This is a genomic window from Flavobacterium flavigenum (assembly GCF_027111255.2).
GTDB classification, from domain to species: domain Bacteria; phylum Bacteroidota; class Bacteroidia; order Flavobacteriales; family Flavobacteriaceae; genus Flavobacterium; species Flavobacterium flavigenum.
The window spans coordinates 3,616,259-3,639,932 of record NZ_CP114285.2; the positions used below are offsets into that span (position 1 = coordinate 3,616,259).

Below are 23,674 nucleotides of genomic sequence, written 5' to 3' on the forward strand. Positions count from 1 at the left end.
ATGAAGGAAAGAAATGTAGGCGGTACATCACAAATCACTTCTGATGGGAAAATTACTTTTTATTCTAACGGAAATATTACTACCAATGGAAAAAAAATAAAAACAGTTGGCGATCAGGATGGCGTTAAATTAGATGTAAACCCAGAAAAATTAAAAATAGAGGACACAGCTGATGATGCTGTAAATGTATATATTGGAATGTTTTTTGACGGTACGGGGAATAACCGATACAACTCCGAAAAAACATATTATTCTCAAATCAATTCCAGTGATAAGTTTTATAAAGCAGACACTATTCCTTCCAATTTTAAATTTGTAAAAACGGTTAAGGATAAAAACAATAAAGAAGTTGAAGTAAAAGTAAAAGTAAAAGTGTCAGATAGGGACAGCTACTGGAACCCTTATTCTAATATTGCAAAACTTTTTGATTTGTATAAGCAGGTTACTAAAGAAGCTAAAAGTAATACATTAGGAAAACATTATATCTTAAAACAATATGTAGAAGGTATAGGGACAAAAAAGGATGAAGAAGATGATGTTTTAGGTTCTGCTTTAGGTCGTTCTAGCTGGGGAATACTCGGTCGTGTAGAACAAGGTATAGGAGATGTGGTAAAAGAACAGTTTAGTGTAATTCCGAAAACAAAAAAAATTAATAAAATAGTTTTTGATGTTTTTGGTTTTAGCAGGGGTGCAGCAGCTGCCAGACATTTCTGCAATGAAGTAAAGAAAAAGGAAGTGTATGAAAATGAAATGGTCAATGATCCCTATGATAAGTATCCAATCCCTTCTGGAAAAATAATCTTAAGAAACCATGCGGGCGGTTTGCTGGGACAGAAACTAAAAGATTCAGGATATAAACCAACAGGAAAAACATTCGATATAGAGATTAGGTTTTTAGGCGTATTTGATACAGTGGTAGGAGATATGGTCATCAGGGACAATTTAGGGTATAAACTTTCATTAATTCCAGGAATTGGTATCGTAACAAGTGTAGGACAGGCAATGTTGCAAACTATAAAAACGAGTTTGGTTGGTTTGGGTATAAAAAAAGTATTTCATATTGTAGCACAAAATGAGTGGAGAGAAAATTTTGCACTCACTCCTACAGATGCAGGTTATACGTTGTATATGCTGGGTGCTCATTCTGATATTGGGGGCGGTTATGCAAATCTCGATAAATATAAAGCAGTGGTGGATTATTTTGATGTTCCTGTTAATGATACTGCTATCTTAAAAGAAAAACAAAAAGTAAAGGAGTTTTATACAAGCCGCTATTTTTCCAAGGATAAAGAAGAAATTAACATCGTCAACACCTACGATCATTATCAGGAAGTAACAGCAGAACCGCTGCTATATGATGGATTTCCGGTAATAGAAAGCCATGAGGTACAAAGACCCGGCGATTACGTATCTCCAAAAGAATGGATGTATGATCCGACCAAAAAACATATGCTGAGTGAAAGAAAAATATCAGACCATTACATGATAACCGATGAAAGGGTGATTTCGAATAAGTACAGTTTGGTACCTATGTATGTAATGCTTCAGAAAGCAATTGATAATGGCGTTCCGTTTTATGAAGATTATAAACAAGCAGAAAGTGATGGTAAAACGATACCTAAGACTTTTGAACATGAAATTCCAGAAAATGATACAATATTGAAAGATTATTTAAAAAGGATGTTAGAAATAGCAAAAAAACAAGCTAATGAAACTTATAATCTACCTTTAGAAATGTACAGCCATATATGTAATAAATATGTGCATTTATCAGCTCATTATGGTGGTCTGGATGCACTGTATTCTAAAACCGGAGACCATTATATATTAGGTAATTACGGTTTTATAAACCACCCAGTTAAGTATTCAAAAGATGAAAACGGAAATATCACTTACATAAGAAAACTATATGCGAATCGTTAAAGTTATTTTAATTTTTTTAGTTTTATTAATAAGCTGCCAGTCGCCAAAAGACAAAGCAAAGGACGAAGAAAAGTTTAGCTGGAATGCAGGAATTTCTGCACCTAAATATTATCCTGCAGCACCTTCTGTTGAATTTTCATACCAAGGTAAAGGAGTTGCGGGCGCCTCAACAGGAGCAGGAGATGGTTGGGGTACAACAAGTGGGGGGTTTACAGGAGGAGATGTTTTTAAACCAGTTCCGGATAGTGTTTTTGTAAGTTGGAAATGTGGTGTTGATCATTTTTTCTATAAAGGAGGATTTAAATTGCCCAGAAAAAAAATTTTAGCCTTGTTCAATAAAGGAACTAAGGATCCCTATACAGGCCGACATGAAGAGTATTCTACTATTGTAGCAGGTACTGCGCCAGGAGGTAATGTTACAATCTGGATGAAATCTGGATCTAAAATCACGGAAATTGCTAAGTTTAAAGCTGAAAATAAAGGGATTTATAATGAAGGAAGTAAGGAGCAAAAGAAAATTATGGATGAAATTTATAAATCAAGGGAATTTATTAATTCAGAGACAAATGTATTTCGATATTTTCATGGTGTGCCATATAAAATTTGGGAAACAGGTGAAAGAGAGTATAATTATGATATTGGATTTAGTTCAGAAGATGATTTAATAAAGCCTGAAATCACAACTTTTTATGCTAAAGATGGATCTTGGTATCAAGCAGGTGGTACATCAAATTTTGAAAATATTGATTGGAATATTTTCAAATATAAAGAAAATAACAATTTAGTAAAAAAACAAAAATTGCCCATTCAAATTCTTGCAGAGTGGGAAAAAGATTCGGTTTATTATTCTACAAATATTGTCTTTCCTCAAGAATTTGAAAAAATATTTGTAAAATCTTATGTTTTAAATGATACAAAAGAGTATTTTGATAGAATTGTTATAGGAGTAAAAAGAGGTGGTAGTTATGGAATGATTTGGATTGAAGGAAAAGGAAGAAGAAAAAGTATAATGAATTTCAAAGTTTTTAAAGCTAAAATGAATGAAATGGGAACTTATATTGGAGGAGGGTATTCTCTTCCCAAAGGTTTTGTATTTCCTAAATGGGAAAAAGGCAAAGAACCATTAAATAAGCCAGATGTTGATTATTGGCAAGAGTAATAAAGAAATATATGCGAATCGTTAATGTTGTTTTTTTACTATCAGGTCTATTAATAAGTTGCCAATCTCCGAAAGAAAAAGCAAGAGATGAAGAAAAATTTAGCTGGGATGCAGGGATTTCTGCACCAAAGAATTATCCATCTGCCCCTTTTGTAGAGTATTTTTACCAGAGAAAAAGTATTGCAGGAGCCTCTACTGGAGTTGGCAGTGATCAAGGTTGGGGAATAACAATGGGCGGTTTTACTGGAGGAGATGTTTTTAAACCGGTTCCTGATAGCGTTTTTGTAAAATGGAGATGTGCTTTTGATTTAATAGAATATGAAGGGGGGGTATATTGCCTAGAGAAAAAATGTTGGCATTGTTCAACAAAGGTACAAAGGATCCCTATACTGGTCAAAATGAAGGCTATTCCACTGTAGTTGCAGGTACAGCACCAGGGGGTAACATTACAATCTGGATGAAATCAGGTCCTATCATTACTGAAATTCTCAAGTTTAAAGCAAAGAAAATAGGGCAAGAAGGTAGATATGACCCTCATACTGTAACATTATGGTTATCTACAGGTCAGGAAGCAAAAGATATTTTAAAGTATATTAATTTTCATGGCGTTCCATATAAAGTTTGGGAAATAGGTGAAAAAGAATATAACTATGATATAGTTTTTAGTAATGAGGATGAATTTATTAAATATGATAGAAGAATAACTGGATATTCGAAAGATGGATCTCTTATTTCTAGTAATTCTGACAAAACTAGTTTTGCTACATTAGAATGGGATAAAAAATTTGATGCTCGTGATAATAGTAAAAAATATAAAAATAAGCTTCCAGTTCATATTTTTGTTCAAAGAAGTACGAAAGACAACAAACAATGGTGCGATGCAGAAATTGTTTTGCCTAACAATTTTGAAACACTTTTTAATAAAGCTTATATAGATACAAAAACAAGTAAAAGAGAATATTACAATCGAATTATAATTGGATTAGATAAAGAAGATAAAGATTTACCGTATTTAATGGGGCATATCTGGATTTCCGGACAAAATAGGCTAAAAGAAATTATGCGTTTTCGAGCTGTTAAATTCGATACAATAAGCAGAAAGTTTTTAGTTTCAAAATATTCTATACCAAAAGACTTTATCTTCCCAAAATGGGAGAAAGGCAAAGAACCATTAAATAAGCCAGATGTTGATTATTGGCAAGAGCAGTAGAAATTAAACAGAAATGCCTCCGAAATCTCAGAGGCATTTTTGTATCATTTTTTAAATATTCCTAAAACAATCCATTCAGTTCGGCATCAATCCTGTTGATGATGTTTCCTAAATCTTCAGGATTATCGACAAAATTAATATTGTCCACATCAATAATCAGTAATTTGCCTTTAGAATACGTCTGAATCCAGGCTTCATATCTTTCGTTCAGGCGGCTCAGATAATCAATTGAAATAGAGTTTTCGTATTCGCGTCCGCGTTTGTGGATTTGCCCAACTAAATTCGGAATAGAACTTCTTAAATAAATTAGTAAATCAGGTGGTTTTACCAATAACTCCATTAATTCAAATAAAGAAGTATAATTTTCAAAATCACGGGTAGTCATTAAACCCATCGAATATAGATTGGGAGCAAAAATATGAGCATCTTCATAAATTGTTCTGTCCTGAACGATTTTTTTTCCGCTTTCCCGAATTTGCTGCACCTGGCGAAAACGGCTGTTTAAGAAATAAATCTGCAAATTAAAAGACCAGCGTTCCATCTGATGGTAAAAATCATCCAGATATGGATTATCAACAACATCTTCATAATGGGGCTCCCATTTAAAATGTTTGGCCAGTAATTTAGTCAAAGTTGTTTTTCCTGCGCCTATATTTCCTGCTATTGCTATGTGCATTACGGTATTACGATTTTATAATTGGTAATTTCTTTAGGTGTAAAAATAGATAAAATTTGGTCTTTGCAATAGAATTTATGTAATGATTTTTGCGGTAATTCAATTTCATACACACTTTCAGATCCATCCTTATGAATGTCTTTAAAATACAGTAAATTAGCTTTGCTGAAAATGTATTGTTTTGGGCTTAAAATCAGTATTTTGTCAAAGTCAGAAACTTTTCCTAAAGCAGTTGTCTTACCGAAAATATCACATAAAAACCAATTGTTTTTTTCATCAATCCAGTAGAAAGTATTAAAATCGGTCTGATAAAATTTTATATTTTCTGTTAATGGTGTTGAAACGGTTTTGTACTCGTTTTTTAAATAATCAAAAAGACCAATTTGTTGGTTTAGGGTATTGTAGATCCATAACTGATTTTGTGTTGACATACCCGTAGCAGTTGCTACAATAGGAATGTTATTTTGAGAAAAATTAATCTCCGAAATTTTATTTAATTGGTTGTCAAGCAAAACCACACTGTTGAAATCTTCATAAAACAATACAATTTTAAGAGGATTCAGAATATCTGCTTTTGTGATTTTTCCCAATGAAATATTCTTATATTCAAAAATTTCGTTTCCTTTTATTTTTCTGAAAACATTATTTTTTATCTCATAAGAATATCCAAAAGAGTCATAACCTAAAAAATCATCAGCATCAGTAGTAAAATTGGAAACCGGAGTTGGGATTTTCTTTAAACTCTGACCCAAAACAACCGAAAAAGAACAGGAGAAAAAAAGTAAAAATAAAATTATGCCTGGTGTTTTGCTCATTTGAATTGCATTTCTAAAGAGCCAAATTACAAAAAACTACATCAAAATGCTTTTTTAATTGTATTTGATTTTAAACTTTCAGGTATTCTAATGGTCTAATTAATAAGCTGTTTTGTCTATAGGCTGGCTCAATTGATATATTTAACTTTCGGTATTTTAAAATTAATAATACATTTGAATGTAAGTTTTATCGGATTTACTTAAAATTTAAAAAAGAAACAATGAAAAAATTACCATATTATTTGCTTTTAGTACTTGCCTTCAGTCAGGTACAGGCGCAGAAAGATTTTCAGGGAATGGCTGTTTATGAGTCAAAAACACAGACGCCTAAATTTGATGGAATGCGTGCAGGAAACCGTGATATTACGCCTGAAATGCAAAAAAGCATTGAAGAAAGAATGAAGCAGATGTTGGAAAAAACATTTGTGCTAAACTTCAATAAATCAGCATCTATTTACAAGGAAGAAGAAAAATTAGAAACTCCCGGACAACAAGGTGGTGGAATGAGAATGATGATGAGCTCTATGATGGGCGGGGGCGGCACTTTTTATAAAGATGTTAAAAGTAAAACCTATACCGTCGATAAAGAATTCATGGGTAAAGAATTTTTGGTAAAAGATTCATTGCCAAAGTTAAACTGGAAATTAGAACAGGAAACCAAACAAATTGGTGGGTATAATTGTTACAAGGCAACTGCTGTAAAAGAAGCGAGTCAAACTGATTTTAGAAATTTCAGGCCTAAAAATAATGATGATAAAAAAGACGATGCAAAAAAATCATCCGGTGATACGAAAACCAATTTTGAGGACAGTTTTGAAATCCCAAAGGAAATAATTGTAACAGCCTGGTATACGCCTGAAATCCCAATTAATCAGGGTCCGGAAAATTATTGGGGATTACCGGGTTTGATTTTAGAAATTAATGATGGCAAAACCACTATTTTGTGTTCAAAAATTGTTTTGAATTCCAAAGAAAAAGTAGAAATCAAGGCACCAGCCAAAGGAAAAGAAATTTCGCAGAAAGAATATGACGAAACAGTTGTAAAAAAGATGAAAGAGTTTAGGGAAATGAATCGTGGCCGTGCAGGAGGTCCTCCAATGATGGGGAGATAAATAACTAATAAATTTCAATTAAAAAAAACAAATTCCAATTTCTTATAATGAACAAAATACTTTGTTTCGTAGCTTTTTTATTTGCATCTGTTTCTTTTTCTCAAAGTATCCGCTTTGATGGATTTATTCAGGATGAACAGAAAAATCCCCTGGAAATGGCCAATATAATGGCCATAAATAATGGTACAAAAGCAATGGATTCGTACGGAATTACCAATGATAAAGGGAAATTTCAGCTCACGTTAAAACCAAATACGGCTTACACGATAAAAGTAAGTTATTTGGGAATGAAATCTAAAGAAATAGCGGTTGCAACCAAATCTGAAAATATTTCTCAGAGCATTGTTCTGGATGGTGCCGGAATCGAATTAGAAGGCGTTGAGATTGTTCGTGAAATGCCGGTTTCAATAAAAGGAGATACCATTGTGTATAATGCCGATTCTTTTAAATCCGGAACAGAAAGGAAACTCGAGGATGTTCTTAAAAAATTACCAGGTGTTGAGGTAAATGCAGATGGAGAAATAGAAGTAGAAGGGAAAAAGGTCAGCAAATTAATGGTCGAAGGAAAAGACTTTTTTGATGGTGATACCAAATTAGGAGTCAAAAATATTCCGGCTGATGCCATTGATAAAATTCAGGTTTTACGAAATTACAATGAAATTAGTGCCTTAAAAGGTCTTGAAAATGATCAGGACAACGTAGCAATGAACATTAAGCTGAAAGAAGGTAAAAAGAACTTCTGGTTTGGCGATATAACAGCCGGAACCGGTGTTGGAGAGCTTGACAGCCGTTACGTTATCAATCCGAAATTATTTTATTACAGTCCAAAATACAGTATAAATTTAATTACGAATTTTAATAACATTGGAGAGTTGCCAATGACAGCACAGGATTATTTTAAATTCACAGGCGGATTTAAAAATATGATGAAAAAAGGCGGAAGCAATTTTAATATTTCTTCGAATGACGTAGGAATTTCACTTTTAAGAAATAATCGGGCAAAGGAAATCGAAACGAAATTCGGTGCGACAAACTTTGCTTATTCAGTTAATAAAGCATGGAATATTAGCGGTTTCGGAATTCTTTCGACTTCAAAAACCGATTTAGAAACGAAATCTCAAACCACAATTTTAGCTTCAGGAGATCAGCAAAAAAGAGACGAAGAAACACATCAAAAGAATAATCTGGGACTTTTTAAATTAAGCTCGACTTATAAACCTAATGATAAATTTCAATTTGATTATGATATTTTAACCAAACTGACCAAACAGGAAGAAAATGCCGATTTGCTTCGTGAGCAGGTCGTGAATAACATCACAGGTTCAGAAACTATTTTTACGGCTAAAAAACAAGATCCGACTTCCATAAATCAAAACCTGAGCTTGTATTACACACAAAGCGACAAAAATATTTTTGCTTTTGAAATGCAGCATTTATATCAGGATGAAAATCCTTTTTATAATGCCAATCTACGTACACAGCCTTTTAATTTGTTAGGTTATACTCCAGGTCAGCAAAGAAATGATTTAAATCAGGATCGTTTTGTAAAAACCAATAAAGTGGATGCCAAACTGGATTACTATTACATGGTAACACCTAAAAGCAATATCAATATAACATTAGGAAATACATATTCGTACCAAAATTTCAACTCTCATATTTTTCAGATTCTGGATAACGGAGATAAAAATGACCTCAACGGTTCGACTAATAATAATGATGTAAACTATAATTTTAATGATACTTTTTTAGGATTTCATTATAAGATTCTGGCGGGTAAATTTACGTTGACACCCGGTGTGAGCCTGCATTCGTATACAATGACAAACACACAATCAGGTACAGATTATTCGCAGAACTTCACAAAAGTATTGCCGGATTTCTTTGCTCTGTATCAAATCAAAAAATCAGAAACCCTGACTTATAATTTCTCTTTGACCAATGATTTTACCGATATCAATCAGTTAGCAGAAGGTTATGTTCTGTCAGATTACAGCAGTTTGTTCCGTGGAGTTCGTTCCCTTGAAAATGCGACTTCGCAAGTACATTCGCTTCGTTACTTCAAATATAATATGTTCAATTTTGAGAACATTTTTGCTAATGCAACTTATACCAGAAAAGTAGATGCTATTAAAACCGAAGCAAAATTTATCGGAATCAATCAGGAGTCAAACCCATATAATTCCAATTTGGCCGACGAAACTCTTTCCGGAATGGGAAATTATGGCCGTTCATTTTTAAAAAATTACAAAGCTTCAGCAACTGCAAGTCTTAATTGGTCAAAATTCAATAATAGACAAAATGGGGAGCCGGCTACAACAGAGAGCTTTACTCAAAGCTATACCGTAAAAGCTTCTACGAATTATAAAAATCTGCCCAATATTGAGTTTGGTTATAATATGCTGATCAACAAATATAGCGGCTCGACTTTTTATACCGATAAACCGTTTGCAAAATTAGACTATTATTTTCTGGATAGTTTTTCTTTCGTTTCTGAGTATGAATTCTATCATTACTACAACGGAAACAAATCAGTCAATAACGAATATGATTTTTTAAGCGCCAGTTTAATTTATCAGAAGAAAAACAGCAAATGGGAATATAAAATTGCAGCTACCAACTTGTTAAACACCAAATATCTCAATGATGACAACTTTTCGCAGTTCTCAACAAGAGTTTCTCAATACACAGTCCAGCCGAGATACATTATTTTTTCTATGAAATATAATTTGTAGTTGTATTAGAAGCTAATCCTGCTGTCCACTATATCTTTTCCTCGCTGGCAGCAGCGAGAAAAAGGATGCCGTTCCCATCAGGGCTAGAAACCGTCTCGCAAGAAAATTTAGAATCGTTAGAATTAATGGTTCCTAAAATATTGATTTTAAACGAAATGAGTTTAATTTTTAAATGACTAATTTTGGAATTCTAAATGAATAAATATGAAATATAAATTAATTTTATTTTTAATTGGTTCCTGCAGTGTGATGTTTTCACAAGCAGTTAAAAAGCCTTTGGTTTCAGCTATTACAGACCAAGATCTCAGAAATGATATGTACCAAATGGCGGGCGATCATTTCAATGGTCGTGAAGCAGGAACTTTAGATGAACTTAAAGTATCGATGTGGCTGGCCAATAAAGCCAAAGAAGCCGGAATGGCTCCCGCGGGTGATGACGGAACGTATTTTCAGTTTTTCGATTTATACAGGCATCAGGTTACAGCAAATACAAAGTTTAAAATTGGTCAGAAATCTTATAAATTATGGAGTGAGGTTTTAGTAGCAGAAACTACAAATATAAAAGTTGATGCACCATTAGTGTATTTAGGAGCGGCAACAAAACAAGAAATTGAAAAAACAGATATAAAAGGAAAAGCTGTTGTTATTTTAGCTTCCAAAGAAGGAATTTCAGATGAAATTTCTCTTTTTGACAGACGTTACCCGGGTTTGGTGAAGCAAAAATATTACGATTTATTACTTTCAAAAGGGGCAGCAGCACTAATATTTGTAGCTGATGAATTAGGAGAACAAAGCTGGTCACAAGTCGAACCACAGATGACAAGAGGCGTTTACGGAATTGAAGGTTTCAGGGATAAAATACCGGTGCCGCCAAGAATGCCTGCGTTTTGGGTTCATAATGATCAGTTAGAATATTTAAAAACGACTAAAGATTTATTATCTGCAGAAGTGGTTTCTGAAACGTATAAATATCCATCTGTAAATGTGGTTGGAAAAATTGAAGGAACAGATGCAAAGCTTAAAAAGGAGTATGTGCTTTTTAGCGGTCATCAGGATCATGACGGTGTACGTCAAAAGTACGGTCAGGATTCCATTTACAATGGCGCCGATGATAATGCAAGTACCTGTGTGGCGATGCTGGCCATTGCAAGAGCCTATAAAAAACAACCGGGGAAAAGAACAGCTTTGTTTGTTTTTCATGGTTCTGAAGAAAGAGGTTTGTTAGGTTCGAGCTGGTACGCGTCTCATCCAACCGTTCCTGAAAAAGATATTATTGCTGTTTTAAATGGTGATATGATTGGAAGAAATAATGTAAATCAGGCAGCGTTATTGGGCTCAAGTTCACCTCATGAAAATTCATCCGATTTGGTAGCAATTGCAAAAAAAGCGAATGATGAAGGCCCAAAATTTGAACTTGACAAACTTTGGGACAGACCAGAACACCCCGAGTATTTTTATTTCCGTTCCGATCATCTGCCTTATGCGAGAAAAGGAATTCCAGCTGTGTTCTTTACAAGTGTTTTACATAGCCAATATCATACACCGATGGATGAATCAGAAAATATTGATTACGTAAAATTGCATAAAATGACCGAGTGGATATATCGCACAGGATGGATTTTATCTAACGATCAAGGCCGTCCGAAAACGCTTCCGAATGTAAAATTAGAGAGATAAACTCCCACTTAATAAAACGAAAAGCCCGATTTCAAAAGTAGAAATCGGGCTTTTTTATGTCGAATTATCTTAAGTTGTCTGGCAATCTAAGTAAGTCTAATAATCTAAATTATAATCCAAAAGCAGTTTTTACTTTGTCTACAAAATCAAGTTTTTCCCATGTAAACAATTCAACAGTAACTGTCTTTTCATTTCCTCCTGGAGCAGAGAAAGTTTTAGTAACCGTTTCTGGTTTACGTCCCATGTGTCCATAAGCAGCAGTTTCGCTGTAAATTGGGTTTCTTAATTTTAATCTTTGTTCGATAAAGTAAGGACGCATGTCAAATAACTCTTGTACTTTCTTAGCAATTTCACCATTAGTTAAATTTACTTTAGAAGTTCCGTAAGTTTCAATGAAAATTCCCATTGGTTCAGCAACTCCAATAGCATAAGAAACCTGAACTAAAATTTCGTCAGCAACACCCGCAGCAACTAAGTTTTTAGCGATATGACGTGTTGCATAAGCAGCACTTCTATCTACTTTACTTGGATCTTTTCCAGAGAAAGCACCCCCACCGTGAGCACCTTTTCCACCGTAGGTATCAACGATAATTTTTCTTCCTGTTAAACCAGTATCTCCGTGAGGTCCTCCAATAACGAATTTTCCTGTTGGATTAATATGGTAGTTGATTTTATCGTTGAATAAATGAGCGTGCTCTGGGTTTTTAGCGATAATTCTTGGAATCAGGATTTCGATTACATCTTTTTTGATTTTAGCAAGCATAGTCGCTTCTTCGTCAAAATCGTCATGTTGTGTCGAGATTACAATTGCATCAATGCGAGTTGGTTTGTTATCGTCGCTGTATTCTAAAGTTACCTGAGATTTAGCATCAGGACGTAAATAAGTGATTTCCTTATTTTCACGTCTCAAAATAGCTAATTCCTGTAATAATTTATGAGATAAATCTAGTGCCAATGGCATGTAGTTTTCGGTTTCGTTTGTAGCGTAACCAAACATCATTCCCTGATCTCCTGCACCTTGCTCTTCTGGTTTAGCTCTGTCAACACCTTGGTTGATGTCTGCAGACTGCTCATGAATTGCTGAAAGAATTCCACAAGAATTCGCCTCAAACATATATTCACTTTTAGTATATCCAATTTTACGGATTACTTCACGCGCGATTTGCTGTACATCAAGATACGTATTCGATTTTACTTCTCCGGCCAAAATTACTTGACCAGTTGTAACTAAAGTTTCACATGCAACTTTTGAGTCAGCATCAAATGCTAAGAAGTTATCAATTAATGCATCCGAAATTTGATCTGCAACTTTGTCTGGATGCCCTTCACTAACAGATTCTGACGTAAATAAATAAGCCATAATAATGTATTAAATTAAAATTAAGCGAGGAAAATAATTGCTGAAAATGTCTAAAGAAGAGTTTCTGCTTTAGCATTTTTTACTACCGAAATCTGTCTTTCAGTATTCATAACGAACCATTTCATTATGAAGAGGTTGCAATCAGTTCAAATTTTTCCTCTGTATTCGCGTGCAAAAGTACAAAACCATTTTGATTTGCAAATTAAAGTTCAACTTTTTTTATTTTTTTAGAGATAAATTTAACACTAGTATATTAAATTGATAGGGTAATTGAAATTAATTTGCTTTTTGTTTGGCGGTTTGAAAAAAAGTTCTCAAATTTGCAGTACAAAGAATAAGAGAAATGAATTTAATTACTAAAAAAATGTGTTGCATGATGTCGGAAACTTCCGCGGGGTACACTATTGTTTAGAATTAAAAAACTAAAAATAACAATAAGACCTCTGCGATTTGTAGAGGTTTTTTTTTGAGTTTAACTAGAAATAAAATATAAAATAAAAATGAATAATACAGTAGTAAATAAAATGATGATGTGTTGTATGATGCCAATGTGTATCCCGATTTACTGTTGCCGAAAGTGAAAGATAAAATCTTTGTTATAGTTCCTAACTATAAGCCCTTTTGGTAGCCATCCGAAAGGGCTTTTTTTATTTCATTAATTAAAATTAAAAATCATGAAAATTATATATAGAATCTTAAGATCAATTAAACCCAAAAATATTCCTAGGATAGTTCAAAATCAAAAATCAAATTTCAGTTTGCAAAAAGGCAAGTTGTATTCTAATGAAGCAAATTCACTTCTAGCACATATGTATTCTGCAGAAAATGAAAATCTTTTTATTTAAGGATTCTTAAAAATCAATTACAATAAATAATAATAAAAAATAGTATTAATACTTAAAAACTAAGAAATCATGAGCACACAAAAATTCGCAACAAACGCACTACACGCAGGACATGACGTTACTAAAAACGCTGGAACAAGAGCTGTACCAATTTACCAGTCATCATCGTATGTTTTTAATAATTCGGACCATGCTGCCAATTTATTTGGTTTAGTTGAAGCCGGATTTATTTACACAAGATTAAACAATCCAACTAACGATGTCTTAGAAAAGCGACTAGCTTTACTCGAAGGCGGAATCGGAGCAGTCGTGACAGCTTCAGGAGCAGCTGCAATTTCTACAACTTTATTAACTCTTCTAAAATCCGGAGACCATATTGTAGCTTCAAATAGTTTATACGGAGGTACGTATAATCTTTTAAAAGTTAATTTGCCTCGTTTAGGAATTACAACCACTTTTGTAGATCCTTCAAAAGCAGAAAACTTTACCAAAGCAGCAAAAGAAAATACAAGGGCATTTTTTGTTGAATCACTCGGAAATCCAAAATTAGATGTATTGGACCTAAAAGCAATTTCTGCAGAAGCCAAAAACTTCAAAGTCCCTTTTATTGTAGATAATACAGTTGCCACTCCATATTTACTTAATCCAATTGAACATGGAGCAAACATTGTAATTCATTCCCTGACTAAATATCTTTCAGGTAACGGAACTTCATTGGGTGGTGTTATTATCGACGCCGGAACTTTTGACTGGTCTAACGGAAAATTTCCTGAATTTACAGAACCTTCACTCGGATATCACGGATTGGTTTATCACGAAGCGCTGGGAAATGCAGCCTTTATCGCAAAAGCAAGAATTGAAGGATTACGCGACTTCGGATCAGCTTTGAGTCCGTTTAATGCTTTTCAAATTCTTCAGGGACTGGAAACTTTGCCAATCCGAATTAAAAAACACAGCGAAAATGCGTTGGCTTTAGCGGAATGGTTAGAAAAACAAGATCAGGTGGTCTGGGTAAATTATCCGGGATTAAAATCAAGTAAATATTATGATTTAGCGCAGGAATATTTACCAGAAGGCCAGAGCGGCATCATTACTTTTGGTTTACAGGGAGGTTACGAAGCAGCCAAACAAGTAGTTGATGAAACAAAGTTATTCTCGCTTTTGGCAAACATTGGTGACACGAAATCACTTATTATTCATCCGGCTAGTACTACTCATCAGCAACTAACAGATGAAGAACAGCTGGAAACAGGAGTTTCAAAAGATCTGATCCGCCTTTCAGTAGGTATTGAAGATATAGAAGATTTAATTGGGGATTTGAAAACCGTTTTTGCAAGTGTTGCCAAATCGAATAATTCAGTCTTTAATAAAAATTAAAGTTTTTTTGTTTTTTGTTTGAAAAATTACCTCTGGTATTCATTTACCAAAGGTGATTTTTTTTTGAATTACATTTTTAAACATAATTTAGAAAGGTATTCATGTAAAATGTTCTTTGAAAGACTGATTTATGGAGAAAGCTAATGAGTCAATGCGGTAATTTGTAAGTTTTAACGTGGATTTCAAACGATGTAATTTTTGTAAGATGTTTTTAATGTTAAAAAATTGTTTTTTTATTGAATTTGTGCGTAAATATTTGGTAAATAAAAAAAACTTTCGCATATTTGTTAAACCCAAAAACTACTGAAGATATGTTTAATTCCTATAAAATGTTTTGTGCCATTTCGAAAGAAACCGTTGGGGTGTCTATTGCTTAAAAATTGTAAGAACAATATCAAATATAGCAAAGCCTCCCGAAATATTTTGAGAGGCTTTTTTAATTATACGACAAAATGCTAGAATTTTTTAAAATAACAAATAAATCACAGATGAATAAGTCCCTTAAGATGAACAAGATGTTCAATGTCGCAGCTATTCGCGTATGCGTCTGTTGATTCCAAAAGTATTGTAAGTTAAAATAACTTGACCCTTTTGGCATCTGAAACCAAAAGGGTCTTTTGTTTTAAGGACTTAATAAAAGACAAGAAAATAATTCAATATAAATAAACAAACTAAACACTAATATCATGAGCACTTTGAACTACTTGGCAAAAAAGATTTCTACATTGAAAAACATAAGGACTAAAAAAAATAACCCGCCGCCAAAAAATGAATTGATACATCCAAGATTTGGAGTTACTGAAAACAATACTAAAACTGAAAAGAAAAATCCGGACTCTTTATTGTTTTTAATGTATTCTAAAGAAAATGAAACGCTTTTCATCTAAAATAAAACGTATTTCAAATAGGTAATACCTGCTTAATTTTACTGGGCATTTTTGTTCGGTAATTTTTTGCGTAAAATAGTTTTTGTTTGTAATATATTGAATAAGCGAAAGAATCTGTTGAGATAAATTTGTTTGTTTAAGAAATTAGTAGTTAATTTGCACCGTTAAGTTCAGAAACGTATTGAAATGTTATAAAGAAAGGACGAGGGATTAGACCCGATGAATCCTTAGCAACCCTTCGGTAAAGCGAAGAAGGTGCTGCATTCTACCACGCCCAACGTGGAAAGATAACAATAAGAGTTTTTCTAGTTTCGTTCTAGACTTTCTTTCTAATATTTCCATATACAAATCAAAAAATAAAAGATTTGAAATTGGAAAGTATACCAAACCCTATCATATTAAAAGATTTCACTACTGAAAGTGGTGCTTTATATAATTCATTACCCTTAAGTTTTGCACTTTTTGGTTTGCCATTACACAGTGCTCCCGTTGTTCTGGTCAATCATGCCTTAACAGGAAATGCGCAGGTTACTGGGGAAAATGGCTGGTGGAATGATTTAATTGGAGAAGGAAAAACAATCGACACGACTAAATATTCCGTTTTAGCATTTAATGTTCCGGGTAACGGGAGCGATTCTTTCAGTATTGAAAATTATCAGGATTTTACAGCAAGGGATGTTGCCCGAATTTTTTTGAAAGGAGTTGAAGCTTTACAAATTGAACAGCTTTATGCTATTATCGGAGGGTCAGTTGGTGGCGGAATTGCCTGGGAAATGCTGGCATTGGCTCCGAACATCACCAAAAAATTAATTCCGATTGCAACCGATTGGAAATCCACCGACTGGATGATTGCCAACTGTTTTTTACAGGAACAAATCCTGAACAATTCGTCAAAACCAATTGAAGATGCCCGAATTCATGCGATGTTGTGTTATCGTTCTCCAGAATCATTCAAAGAAAAATTTCAGCGAACGATTAATCAGGATCTTTTGATTTTTAATATTGAAAGCTGGCTGGCACATCATGGCAAAAAGTTGCAGCAACGTTATCAGCTTTCCTCTTATAAACTGATGAACCAATTGCTGAAAACCATAGATATTACAAGGAATAGTGAAGATTTTGAAACGTTGCTTTGTAAAACAACAGCAGCTATTCACATTATTGCAATCGATTCGGATTTGTTTTTTACACCAAAAGAAAATCTGGAAACCTATAATGAATTAAAAAAGTTCAAGGAAAATGTTTTTTACAGCGAAATAAATTCGGTGCACGGCCATGACGCTTTTTTAATCGAGTACAAACAATTAGATAATTTACTTGCTGCTATTTTTTAGCAGAAATAATAAAAAGATACAATGAAAATATTAAAATTTGGAGGTAAATCATTATCCAACGGAGAAGGACTTAACAAGGTTGTCTCAATCATTGAAGAAAAAGTAAACCAGGGAGAAAAAATTGCTGTAGTAGTTTCTGCAAGAGGAAACGCTACAGATGAATTAGAATATATTTTAAAAATTGCCGCTAAAAACGGTGACTACAAACGATTATTAGAAAATTTTAAAACCTACCAAATTTCAGATTATCCTCAGGTTGATTTGTCTGAGGAGTTTACTATTTTGGATAAACTTTATGAAGGGGTAAGTCTGATTGGTGATTATAGTAACAAAATCAAAGATCAGATTTTGTCTAAAGGCGAATTGCTTTCGGCTAAATTATTAACGGCTATTTTGATTGAAAAAGGTATTCCGGCGAATTTTACCGATTCAAGGGATTTGCTTAAAACAGATTCTAAATTTGGTGATGCGCAGCCTTTGGAACAGCTTTCCAAAAAAAATGTGGTTAATTATTTTAAAGAACACGATAAAAAGGTTAATATCATAACTGGTTTTATTGGTTCGAATAATAATAATGACACTACGACTTTAGGAAGAAACGGCAGTAATTACACGGCTTCCCTAATTGCTAATTATTTGAATGCAGAAGAATTACAAAACTTTACGCATGTTGACGGAATTTATACCGCAAATCCGGATTTGGTTGAAGATGCTAAAAAAATCGAATTTTTATCATTCAATGAAGCGAATGAATTAGCGAATTTTGGAGCTACAATTCTACATGCCAAAACGATTATTCCTTTGTTGGAAAAAAATATTCCGCTTCGAATCCTAAACACATTCAATCATGAAAATCGCGGCACTTTAATCACTTCTGATTCTACTAAAGAAGGAATCAAGACACTTTCGGTTCTTGAAAACGTTTCCCTTTTAAATCTTGAAGGTCGCGGACTGCTTGGAAAAGCAGGAGTTGATGCCCGAATTTTTAAAGTAATGGGCGATCACAATATCAGTGTAAGTATCATTTCGCAAGGATCTTCAGAAAGAGGAATCGGATTGGTTGTAGCCACTGATAAAGCGACAACAGCAATGGTTGAACTGGAGAAAGAATTCGAAAATGACTTTTATTCGAAAGATGTAAACCAGATTACAGTAACAGATAATGTTTCAGTTATTTCCATCATTGGCCAGGATTTGAGTACTTTTCATAAACCATATACAGCATTAATCAAGAATAAAATTGTTCCGATATTGTTTAACAACACCGTTACGGGTAAAAACGTGAGTTTGGTGGTTAAAAAATCAGAACTGAATAAAGCGTTAAACGTAATTCACGGAGAGATTTTCGGGGTTTCAAAGAAAATTAATATCGCTGTTTTTGGTCACGGATTAGTAGGCGGGACTTTGATCAACCAAATTTTAGAATCGGCTGATGCCATTGAAAAACGTAAAGGGATTAAACTGAATGTTTTTGCTATAGCAAATTCTAAAAAACTGGTTTTAGATAAAAATGGTGTTACTTCTGACTGGAAAAATGAAATCCACAACAAAGGGCTTGATTACACCATTCAGGATATTATTGATTACGCAGATAAATACCATTTAGAAAACTTAATTGCGATTGACAACACGGCAAGTGCTTCATTTGTAGAAAATTATATCAAGCTTGCAGAGAGCAGTTTCGATTTAATTTCTTCTAACAAAGTGGCTAATACACTGAGTTATGGTTTTTATAAAGAATTAAGAAAAGTTCTGGCTGAAAATCAAAAGAATTACTTATACGAAACCAATGTTGGTGCAGGTTTACCCTTAATTGATACGATAAAATTACTGCATCTTTCTGGTGAGAATATCACTAAGATAAAAGGTGTTTTCTCTGGTACATTGAGCTATTTATTTAATAATTTCTCTGCAAAAGAGGCTCCGTTTAGTGAAATCCTGCAGGAAGCTATTGATAGCGGATATACAGAACCGGATCCGCGTGAGGATTTATGTGGAAATGATGTGGGAAGAAAATTATTGATTCTGGCAAGAGAATTAGATTTGCAGAATGAATTCGAAGAAATATCTATTCAGAATTTAATTCCGGAACATTTACGTGAAGGAAATGTTTCAGATTTCTTAACGAAACTGAAAGAATTTGACCCGATTTACGACAAAATAAAAGCCGACCAAAAACCAAATCACGTTTTAAGATATATTGGTGAATTGTCCGGAGATTTGCAGAATGACAAAGGAAATCTTGAAGTGAAATTGGTTTCAGTTCCCTCAGATACAGCCCTTGGAGGATTAAAAGGCTCTGATTCTTTCTTCGAAATCTATACAGAATCTTACGGAGACCGACCAATTGTAATTCAGGGAGCCGGAGCAGGTTCGGCAGTAACGGCAAGAGGGGTTTTCGGTGATATTTTGAGATTGTCGGATAAAGGGTAATTGATTTTAGATTGCAGATTTTAGAATTGCTAAGCCTAGTTTGTCATTTCGACAAAGGAGAAATCACACAAGAAATTCCGCAAAGAAATTTGTTGATCTTTGTCGATTCACATGTGTGATTTCTCGTTCCTCGAAATGACAAGATTGAGAATAAAAAACAAAAAACAACAACACAATGAAAATAACATTAGACAGAGTAAACGAAAACTTCCATTTTCAATTAAAAAATGAACGTGGACATATAGTAAATGTAGATGCCAGACCAGAATTTGGAGGTAATGATATGGGACCAAGCCCAATGGAATTGGTTTTGATGGGTGTAGCGGGCTGCAGTGGAATCGACATGATCTCAATCCTTAAGAAACAACGTCAGGAAATCACTTCTTTTAAAGCTGAGGTTGAAGGAGAGCGTGTTCAGGTTGGAGAAGCCAAGCCATTTAAAGATATTTATGTAGTTTTTTCTTTGGAAGGAAACATAAAAGAAGACAAAGCAGCAAAAGCAGCACAATTATCTTTCGAAAAATACTGCTCGGTTTCTAAAACAGTTGAGCCTACAGCAACCATTCATTACAAAGTAATTTTGAACGGGGTGGAATTGGAAAAATAAAATAATTAGAAAATTAGTCAATTAGAGAATGAGATAATTTCTTAGACTGATTATTAAAAAATAAAAATTCGCATCATATTTCTTAGTGAATCTCTGAGTTTTTTTGCGAGTCTTTGTGCAATTAAAAAAAACGAATTAGTGCCAATTTGTGCAATTCGTGTTAAATAAAAAAACAAAATGAACGAACAAGAATTTGGTTTTGAAACTCAAGCCATCAGAACACATTTAGAGAAATCGCAATTTCAGGAGCACTCAACTCCTTTATATTTATCTTCAAGTTTTGTCTTTGAAGATGCAGAGGATATGAGAGCATCTTTCACTGAAGAAAAAGTACGTAATATCTACTCACGTTTCAGTAATCCAAACACAACAGAGTTTGTAGATAAGGTTTGTGCTATGGAAGGGGCTGAGGCAGGGTATGCTTTTGCAACTGGTATGGCAGCAATTTATTCGACTTTTGCGGCTTTGTTGGATTCAGGAGATCATATTGTTTCTGCAGGGAGTGTTTTTGGCTCAACTCACGCGTTGTTTATGACTTATTTTCCAAAATGGAATATTGAAACCACTTATTTTGATATCAACAAACCAGAAACCGTAGAAGCTTGTATCAAGCCAAATACTAAAATTTTATACGCTGAAACACCTACAAATCCAGGTGTTGATGTAATTGATTTAGAATTATTAGGACAAATAGCGAAGAAACACAATTTGATTTTGATAATTGACAACTGTTTTGCTACGCCATATATTCAACAGCCAATTAAATACGGAGCACATATAGTAGTTCATTCTGCTACAAAATTAATGGATGGGCAAGGACGTGTTTTAGGAGGTGTTGCGGTTGGTAATGCAGAGTTAATTCGTAAAATATATTTGTTTTCAAGAAATACAGGACCGGCAATGTCGCCATTTAATGCGTGGGTTTTGTCAAAAAGTTTAGAAACTTTGGCTGTTCGTGTTGACAGACATTGTGAAAATGCTTTAAAAGTTGCTGAATTTTTAGAAAGTCACCCAAATGTGAACAGCGTGAAATATCCGTTTTTAAAATCACACCCAAAATATGAAATTGCCAAAAAACAAATGCTTTTAGGAGGTAATATTATTGCATTTGAAATCAAAGGCGGAATCGAAGCTGGGCGTAAATTTTTGGATAAAATTAAATTGTGCTCACTTTCAGCAAATATTGGTGATGTAAAAACGATTGTAACACATCCGGCGTCAACTACACACAGTAAATTGTCTGTAGAAGAAAAGTTGGCTGTTGGAATCACGGAAGGTTTAGTACGTGTTTCTGTAGGTTTGGAAACTGTAAAAGACGTAATTGCTGATTTAGAACAGGCCCTTTCCTGATTTTTGAATTCCTTAGGTTATTATTTCAATGATATAAATGACGATTTTAACGGTGATTTTTACTATTAAATCGTCATTTGATTTTAGTGTTTGTTATTACAAAAAGTATATTTTTGTTTTTTATACGAAGTTTATACTAACAAATAACAAACAACTAACTCATGAGTAACTCTACTTATATTCTTGATGACAAATTATTAGCTTCTAGCGGAAGCCGTTTTCTAAACTATATTTTAGATATTGTTGTCATCATTGCTTTAATCTTTGCTTTATCTTTTATTTTTGCTGTCCTGGCAAGTCTTTTGGATTTAAATGAATTCTTATTGTGGATGGGGAATTTGAGTGATTGGGAAGGGCAATTGATTTTTGTGGTAATTTCTATTTTTTATTATTCACTTACTGAAGGTCTTTTTGGAAGATCTTTGGGTAAATTAATTACAGGAACTGTTGTTGTCGATGAAAATGGAGTAAAACCTTCGTTCGGAGTTATTCTGAAAAGAACATTATGCAGGTTTATTCCTTTTGACGTTTTTTCCTTTTTAGGAAGCCGAGGCTGGCATGACTCAATTTCTGAAACCTATGTTGTAAATAAAAAAGATTTAGAAAATGAAGTAAAGTTATTTCATGAATTTAATTTAATCGGAAACAAAGAAGTAATTTGATAGGTATTGTAGTATTTAACATTTTACCTTCTATTTTTTTCCATTTAAAAAGCTTATTTTTGATGCATAAAAAAGTGGGCTGCTTATTTAGCTAAGCGAGTAATAAAAATTATAAGCAGTTTACAATCTAAATCTTAAAAATGCTTTCAAAGAAAACAAAATACGGAATTAAAGCTTTGACATATTTGGCAAGACGCGAAAATAATGAACCCGTTCAAATTGCTGAGATAGCCAAAAACGAACATATTTCAATTAAATTTCTGGAAAGTATTTTGTTGCTGTTAAGAAACTCTGGTTTTTTGGGTGCCAAAAAAGGAAAAGGCGGCGGTTATTATCTGATTAAAGAACCAAAAGACATCAGCATGGCAAAAGTGTATCGTATTCTGGAAGGTCCAATAGCACTGTTGCCTTGTGCCAGTCATAATTTTTATGAAAAATGTGATGACTGCGATGATGAGACTACTTGCGCTGCAAGACGTCTGATGACTGAAGTTCGTGATAATACACTCAAAATACTGGAAAGTAATTCTTTGGCAGATATTGCATTTTAATATTACAGAATTAATAATAAAAATGACCATTTCTAAAAATTTCAGAAATGGTCATTTTTTATATATAATGTTTTAATCTAAAAAATCAATTTATATCCCGCTAAAAAAAGCATGACTGCAATTGCGTTTCTAAGAAATTGATCCGGAACTTTTCCACTTAGCATACTTCCTATAAAAATTCCTGGCAGCGAACCTAATAATAACTGTCCTAACAATATTAAATCCAGATTACCCATTGAGGCATGTCCAATTCCGGCAACTAATGTTAATGGAACTGCATGCGCAATTTCAGTTCCTACTAATCGAGGTGTTGGCAATAAAGGATAAAGAAAAAATAATGTAACGGTTCCCAATGCACCGGCACCAATAGAGGTCAAAGTTACTGTCGCACCTAGTAAAACGCCAATTCCGATAGTCAGCATATTTTGAGTGGTGCTTTCGCTGTGAAATTTATCGCCGGCATGTTTTTGAGAAAACTTTAATATCCTTTGTTTAAATATAATAGCTACCGATGTAAAAAGTAACGCCCAGCCTAAACTTTTTTTAATAACCTGATTCACAGTTTCAATATCAGTTTTAATATTATTTAGAATCCATAAAGTCAGTAAGGCTGCCGGAACACTTCCTAAGGTTAGCCAGCCTGTAATCGACCAGTTTATATTACTTTTTTTATTGTGCACAAATACCCCCCCCATTTTGGTAAAAGCAGCATAAAGTAAATCGGTACCTACAGCTTTTGTAGGGGGAATACCAAAATATAATAAAATTGGTGTCATTAAAGAGCCACCTCCAACGCCTGTCAGGCCTACTACAAAGCCAACAACTAAACCTGCAATAACTAAACCTATTTGAAAATCCATAAATAAAAGTTTGGCGCAAAAATAGAAACAATTTTATAATTATCCTATGGAAATGGTAGGCTTTAAAAGTATATCTTTGAAACTTTAAATAATTTTGAGTA

Annotated in this window: 19 protein-coding genes and 1 riboswitch; of the genes, 15 read left to right on the plus strand and 4 right to left on the minus strand. The window is 33.6% G+C overall.

The features are described from left to right. From OZP09_RS14975 to OZP09_RS14990, 4 genes are read left to right on the plus strand one after another with little or no spacing between them, the layout of a single operon-like run. Positions 1–1,923, plus strand: a complete 1,923-nt coding sequence (locus tag OZP09_RS14975; RefSeq protein WP_281309596.1) for a T6SS phospholipase effector Tle1-like catalytic domain-containing protein — start codon at positions 1–3, stop codon at positions 1,921–1,923. Further along, positions 1,910–3,082, plus strand: a complete 1,173-nt coding sequence (locus OZP09_RS14980; protein ID WP_269234540.1) for a DUF2931 family protein — start codon at positions 1,910–1,912, stop codon at positions 3,080–3,082. Before OZP09_RS14975 ends, OZP09_RS14980 begins: the two co-directional genes overlap by 14 nt. After that, the gene (locus tag OZP09_RS14985) at positions 3,070–3,501 is read left to right on the plus strand and encodes a DUF2931 family protein (protein ID WP_281309597.1); all 432 of its coding nucleotides are present in this window, start codon (positions 3,070–3,072) and stop codon (positions 3,499–3,501) included. The genes OZP09_RS14980 and OZP09_RS14985 overlap by 13 nt, the downstream gene beginning before the upstream one ends. Beyond that, positions 3,441–4,292, plus strand: a complete 852-nt coding sequence (locus OZP09_RS14990) for a hypothetical protein (RefSeq protein WP_281309598.1) — start codon at positions 3,441–3,443, stop codon at positions 4,290–4,292. Before OZP09_RS14985 ends, OZP09_RS14990 begins: the two co-directional genes overlap by 61 nt. Before the next feature lie 61 nt (positions 4,293–4,353). Here the strand turns inward: OZP09_RS14990 and OZP09_RS14995 are convergent, their stop codons facing one another. Beyond that, a complete protein-coding gene (locus tag OZP09_RS14995; RefSeq protein ID WP_223679311.1) occupies positions 4,354–4,968 on the minus strand; it encodes a deoxynucleoside kinase in 615 nt (204 codons plus the stop codon). Continuing rightward, positions 4,968–5,783, minus strand: coding sequence for a hypothetical protein (locus tag OZP09_RS15000; RefSeq protein ID WP_269234542.1), 816 nt, complete (start codon positions 5,781–5,783; stop codon positions 4,968–4,970). Before OZP09_RS15000 ends, OZP09_RS14995 begins: the two co-directional genes overlap by 1 nt. Positions 5,784–6,004: 221 nt before the next feature. Here OZP09_RS15000 and OZP09_RS15005 point away from each other — a divergent pair, with 221 nt between their 5' ends. From OZP09_RS15005 to OZP09_RS15015, 3 genes are all read left to right on the plus strand, one after another. Then, positions 6,005–6,895 (plus strand): GLPGLI family protein, encoded by an 891-nt coding sequence (locus OZP09_RS15005; RefSeq protein ID WP_269234543.1) that lies wholly within the window; start codon positions 6,005–6,007, stop codon positions 6,893–6,895. 47 nt (positions 6,896–6,942) lie between these two features. Next, a complete protein-coding gene (locus tag OZP09_RS15010; protein ID WP_269234544.1) occupies positions 6,943–9,630 on the plus strand; it encodes a carboxypeptidase-like regulatory domain-containing protein in 2,688 nt (895 codons plus the stop codon). 204 nt (positions 9,631–9,834) lie between these two features. Next, positions 9,835–11,307 (plus strand): M28 family metallopeptidase, encoded by a 1,473-nt coding sequence (locus tag OZP09_RS15015; RefSeq protein ID WP_281309599.1) that lies wholly within the window; start codon positions 9,835–9,837, stop codon positions 11,305–11,307. A gap of 109 nt (positions 11,308–11,416) precedes the next feature. Here the strand turns inward: OZP09_RS15015 and metK are convergent, their stop codons facing one another. Continuing rightward, a complete protein-coding gene (gene metK / locus OZP09_RS15020) occupies positions 11,417–12,667 on the minus strand; it encodes a methionine adenosyltransferase (RefSeq protein ID WP_269234545.1) in 1,251 nt (416 codons plus the stop codon). Positions 12,668–13,581: 914 nt separating this feature from the next. On the opposite strand from metK, the gene OZP09_RS15025 reads away from it, so the two are divergent. The 8 genes from OZP09_RS15025 to OZP09_RS15060 all read left to right on the plus strand — a co-directional run bounded on the left by OZP09_RS15025 (position 13,582) and on the right by OZP09_RS15060 (position 22,713). Beyond that, positions 13,582–14,889: an O-acetylhomoserine aminocarboxypropyltransferase/cysteine synthase family protein gene (locus OZP09_RS15025; protein ID WP_269234547.1), complete on the plus strand. Its 1,308-nt coding sequence runs from the start codon at positions 13,582–13,584 to the stop codon at positions 14,887–14,889. A gap of 686 nt (positions 14,890–15,575) precedes the next feature. Beyond that, on the plus strand, positions 15,576–15,776 hold the full coding sequence (locus tag OZP09_RS15030) for a hypothetical protein (protein WP_223679329.1): 201 nt from the start codon (positions 15,576–15,578) through the stop codon (positions 15,774–15,776). A 186-nt stretch (positions 15,777–15,962) separates the two neighbouring features. After that, positions 15,963–16,070, plus strand: a riboswitch (SAM riboswitch). A 77-nt stretch (positions 16,071–16,147) separates the two neighbouring features. Further along, positions 16,148–17,110, plus strand: coding sequence for an alpha/beta fold hydrolase (locus OZP09_RS15035; RefSeq protein ID WP_281309600.1), 963 nt, complete (start codon positions 16,148–16,150; stop codon positions 17,108–17,110). A gap of 21 nt (positions 17,111–17,131) precedes the next feature. Continuing rightward, positions 17,132–19,543, plus strand: coding sequence for a bifunctional aspartate kinase/homoserine dehydrogenase I (thrA, locus tag OZP09_RS15040; RefSeq protein ID WP_281309601.1), 2,412 nt, complete (start codon positions 17,132–17,134; stop codon positions 19,541–19,543). A 175-nt stretch (positions 19,544–19,718) separates the two neighbouring features. Next, complete coding sequence (locus tag OZP09_RS15045) at positions 19,719–20,150, plus strand: OsmC family protein (RefSeq protein WP_269234549.1); 432 nt, start codon at positions 19,719–19,721, stop codon at positions 20,148–20,150. 177 nt (positions 20,151–20,327) lie between these two features. Further along, on the plus strand, positions 20,328–21,500 hold the full coding sequence (locus OZP09_RS15050) for a trans-sulfuration enzyme family protein (protein ID WP_269234550.1): 1,173 nt from the start codon (positions 20,328–20,330) through the stop codon (positions 21,498–21,500). Between the two features lie 161 nt (positions 21,501–21,661). Next, a complete protein-coding gene (locus tag OZP09_RS15055) occupies positions 21,662–22,162 on the plus strand; it encodes an RDD family protein (protein ID WP_269234551.1) in 501 nt (166 codons plus the stop codon). Positions 22,163–22,302: 140 nt separating this feature from the next. Continuing rightward, complete coding sequence (locus OZP09_RS15060; protein ID WP_110305759.1) at positions 22,303–22,713, plus strand: RrF2 family transcriptional regulator; 411 nt, start codon at positions 22,303–22,305, stop codon at positions 22,711–22,713. Between the two features lie 77 nt (positions 22,714–22,790). Here OZP09_RS15060 and OZP09_RS15065 read toward each other — a convergent pair whose 3' ends face one another. Then, positions 22,791–23,573 carry a sulfite exporter TauE/SafE family protein gene (locus OZP09_RS15065; protein ID WP_281309602.1) on the minus strand — a complete coding sequence of 261 codons (783 nt, stop codon included), beginning with the start codon at positions 23,571–23,573 and terminating at the stop codon, positions 22,791–22,793. Positions 23,574–23,674: the final 101 nt, after the last annotated feature.

Excerpts from the sequence above, each read along its gene's own strand:
- OZP09_RS14975 (WP_281309596.1), top strand. The coding sequence starts at position 1 with ATGAAGGAAAGAAATGTAGGCGGTACATCACAAATCACTTCTGATGGG.
- OZP09_RS14980 (WP_269234540.1), top strand. The coding sequence starts at position 1,910 with ATGCGAATCGTTAAAGTTATTTTAATTTTTTTAGTTTTATTAATAAGC.
- OZP09_RS14995 (WP_223679311.1), bottom strand. The coding sequence starts at position 4,968 with ATGCACATAGCAATAGCAGGAAATATAGGCGCAGGAAAAACAACTTTG.
- OZP09_RS15000 (WP_269234542.1), bottom strand. The coding sequence starts at position 5,783 with ATGAGCAAAACACCAGGCATAATTTTATTTTTACTTTTTTTCTCCTGT.
- OZP09_RS15005 (WP_269234543.1), top strand. The coding sequence starts at position 6,005 with ATGAAAAAATTACCATATTATTTGCTTTTAGTACTTGCCTTCAGTCAG.
- OZP09_RS15010 (WP_269234544.1), top strand. The coding sequence starts at position 6,943 with ATGAACAAAATACTTTGTTTCGTAGCTTTTTTATTTGCATCTGTTTCT.
- OZP09_RS15015 (WP_281309599.1), top strand. The coding sequence starts at position 9,835 with ATGAAATATAAATTAATTTTATTTTTAATTGGTTCCTGCAGTGTGATG.
- metK (WP_269234545.1), bottom strand. The coding sequence starts at position 12,667 with ATGGCTTATTTATTTACGTCAGAATCTGTTAGTGAAGGGCATCCAGAC.
- OZP09_RS15025 (WP_269234547.1), top strand. The coding sequence starts at position 13,582 with ATGAGCACACAAAAATTCGCAACAAACGCACTACACGCAGGACATGAC.
- OZP09_RS15030 (WP_223679329.1), top strand. The coding sequence starts at position 15,576 with ATGAGCACTTTGAACTACTTGGCAAAAAAGATTTCTACATTGAAAAAC.
- thrA (WP_281309601.1), top strand. The coding sequence starts at position 17,132 with ATGAAAATATTAAAATTTGGAGGTAAATCATTATCCAACGGAGAAGGA.
- OZP09_RS15045 (WP_269234549.1), top strand. The coding sequence starts at position 19,719 with ATGAAAATAACATTAGACAGAGTAAACGAAAACTTCCATTTTCAATTA.
- OZP09_RS15050 (WP_269234550.1), top strand. The coding sequence starts at position 20,328 with ATGAACGAACAAGAATTTGGTTTTGAAACTCAAGCCATCAGAACACAT.
- OZP09_RS15055 (WP_269234551.1), top strand. The coding sequence starts at position 21,662 with ATGAGTAACTCTACTTATATTCTTGATGACAAATTATTAGCTTCTAGC.
- OZP09_RS15060 (WP_110305759.1), top strand. The coding sequence starts at position 22,303 with ATGCTTTCAAAGAAAACAAAATACGGAATTAAAGCTTTGACATATTTG.
- OZP09_RS15065 (WP_281309602.1), bottom strand. The coding sequence starts at position 23,573 with ATGGATTTTCAAATAGGTTTAGTTATTGCAGGTTTAGTTGTTGGCTTT.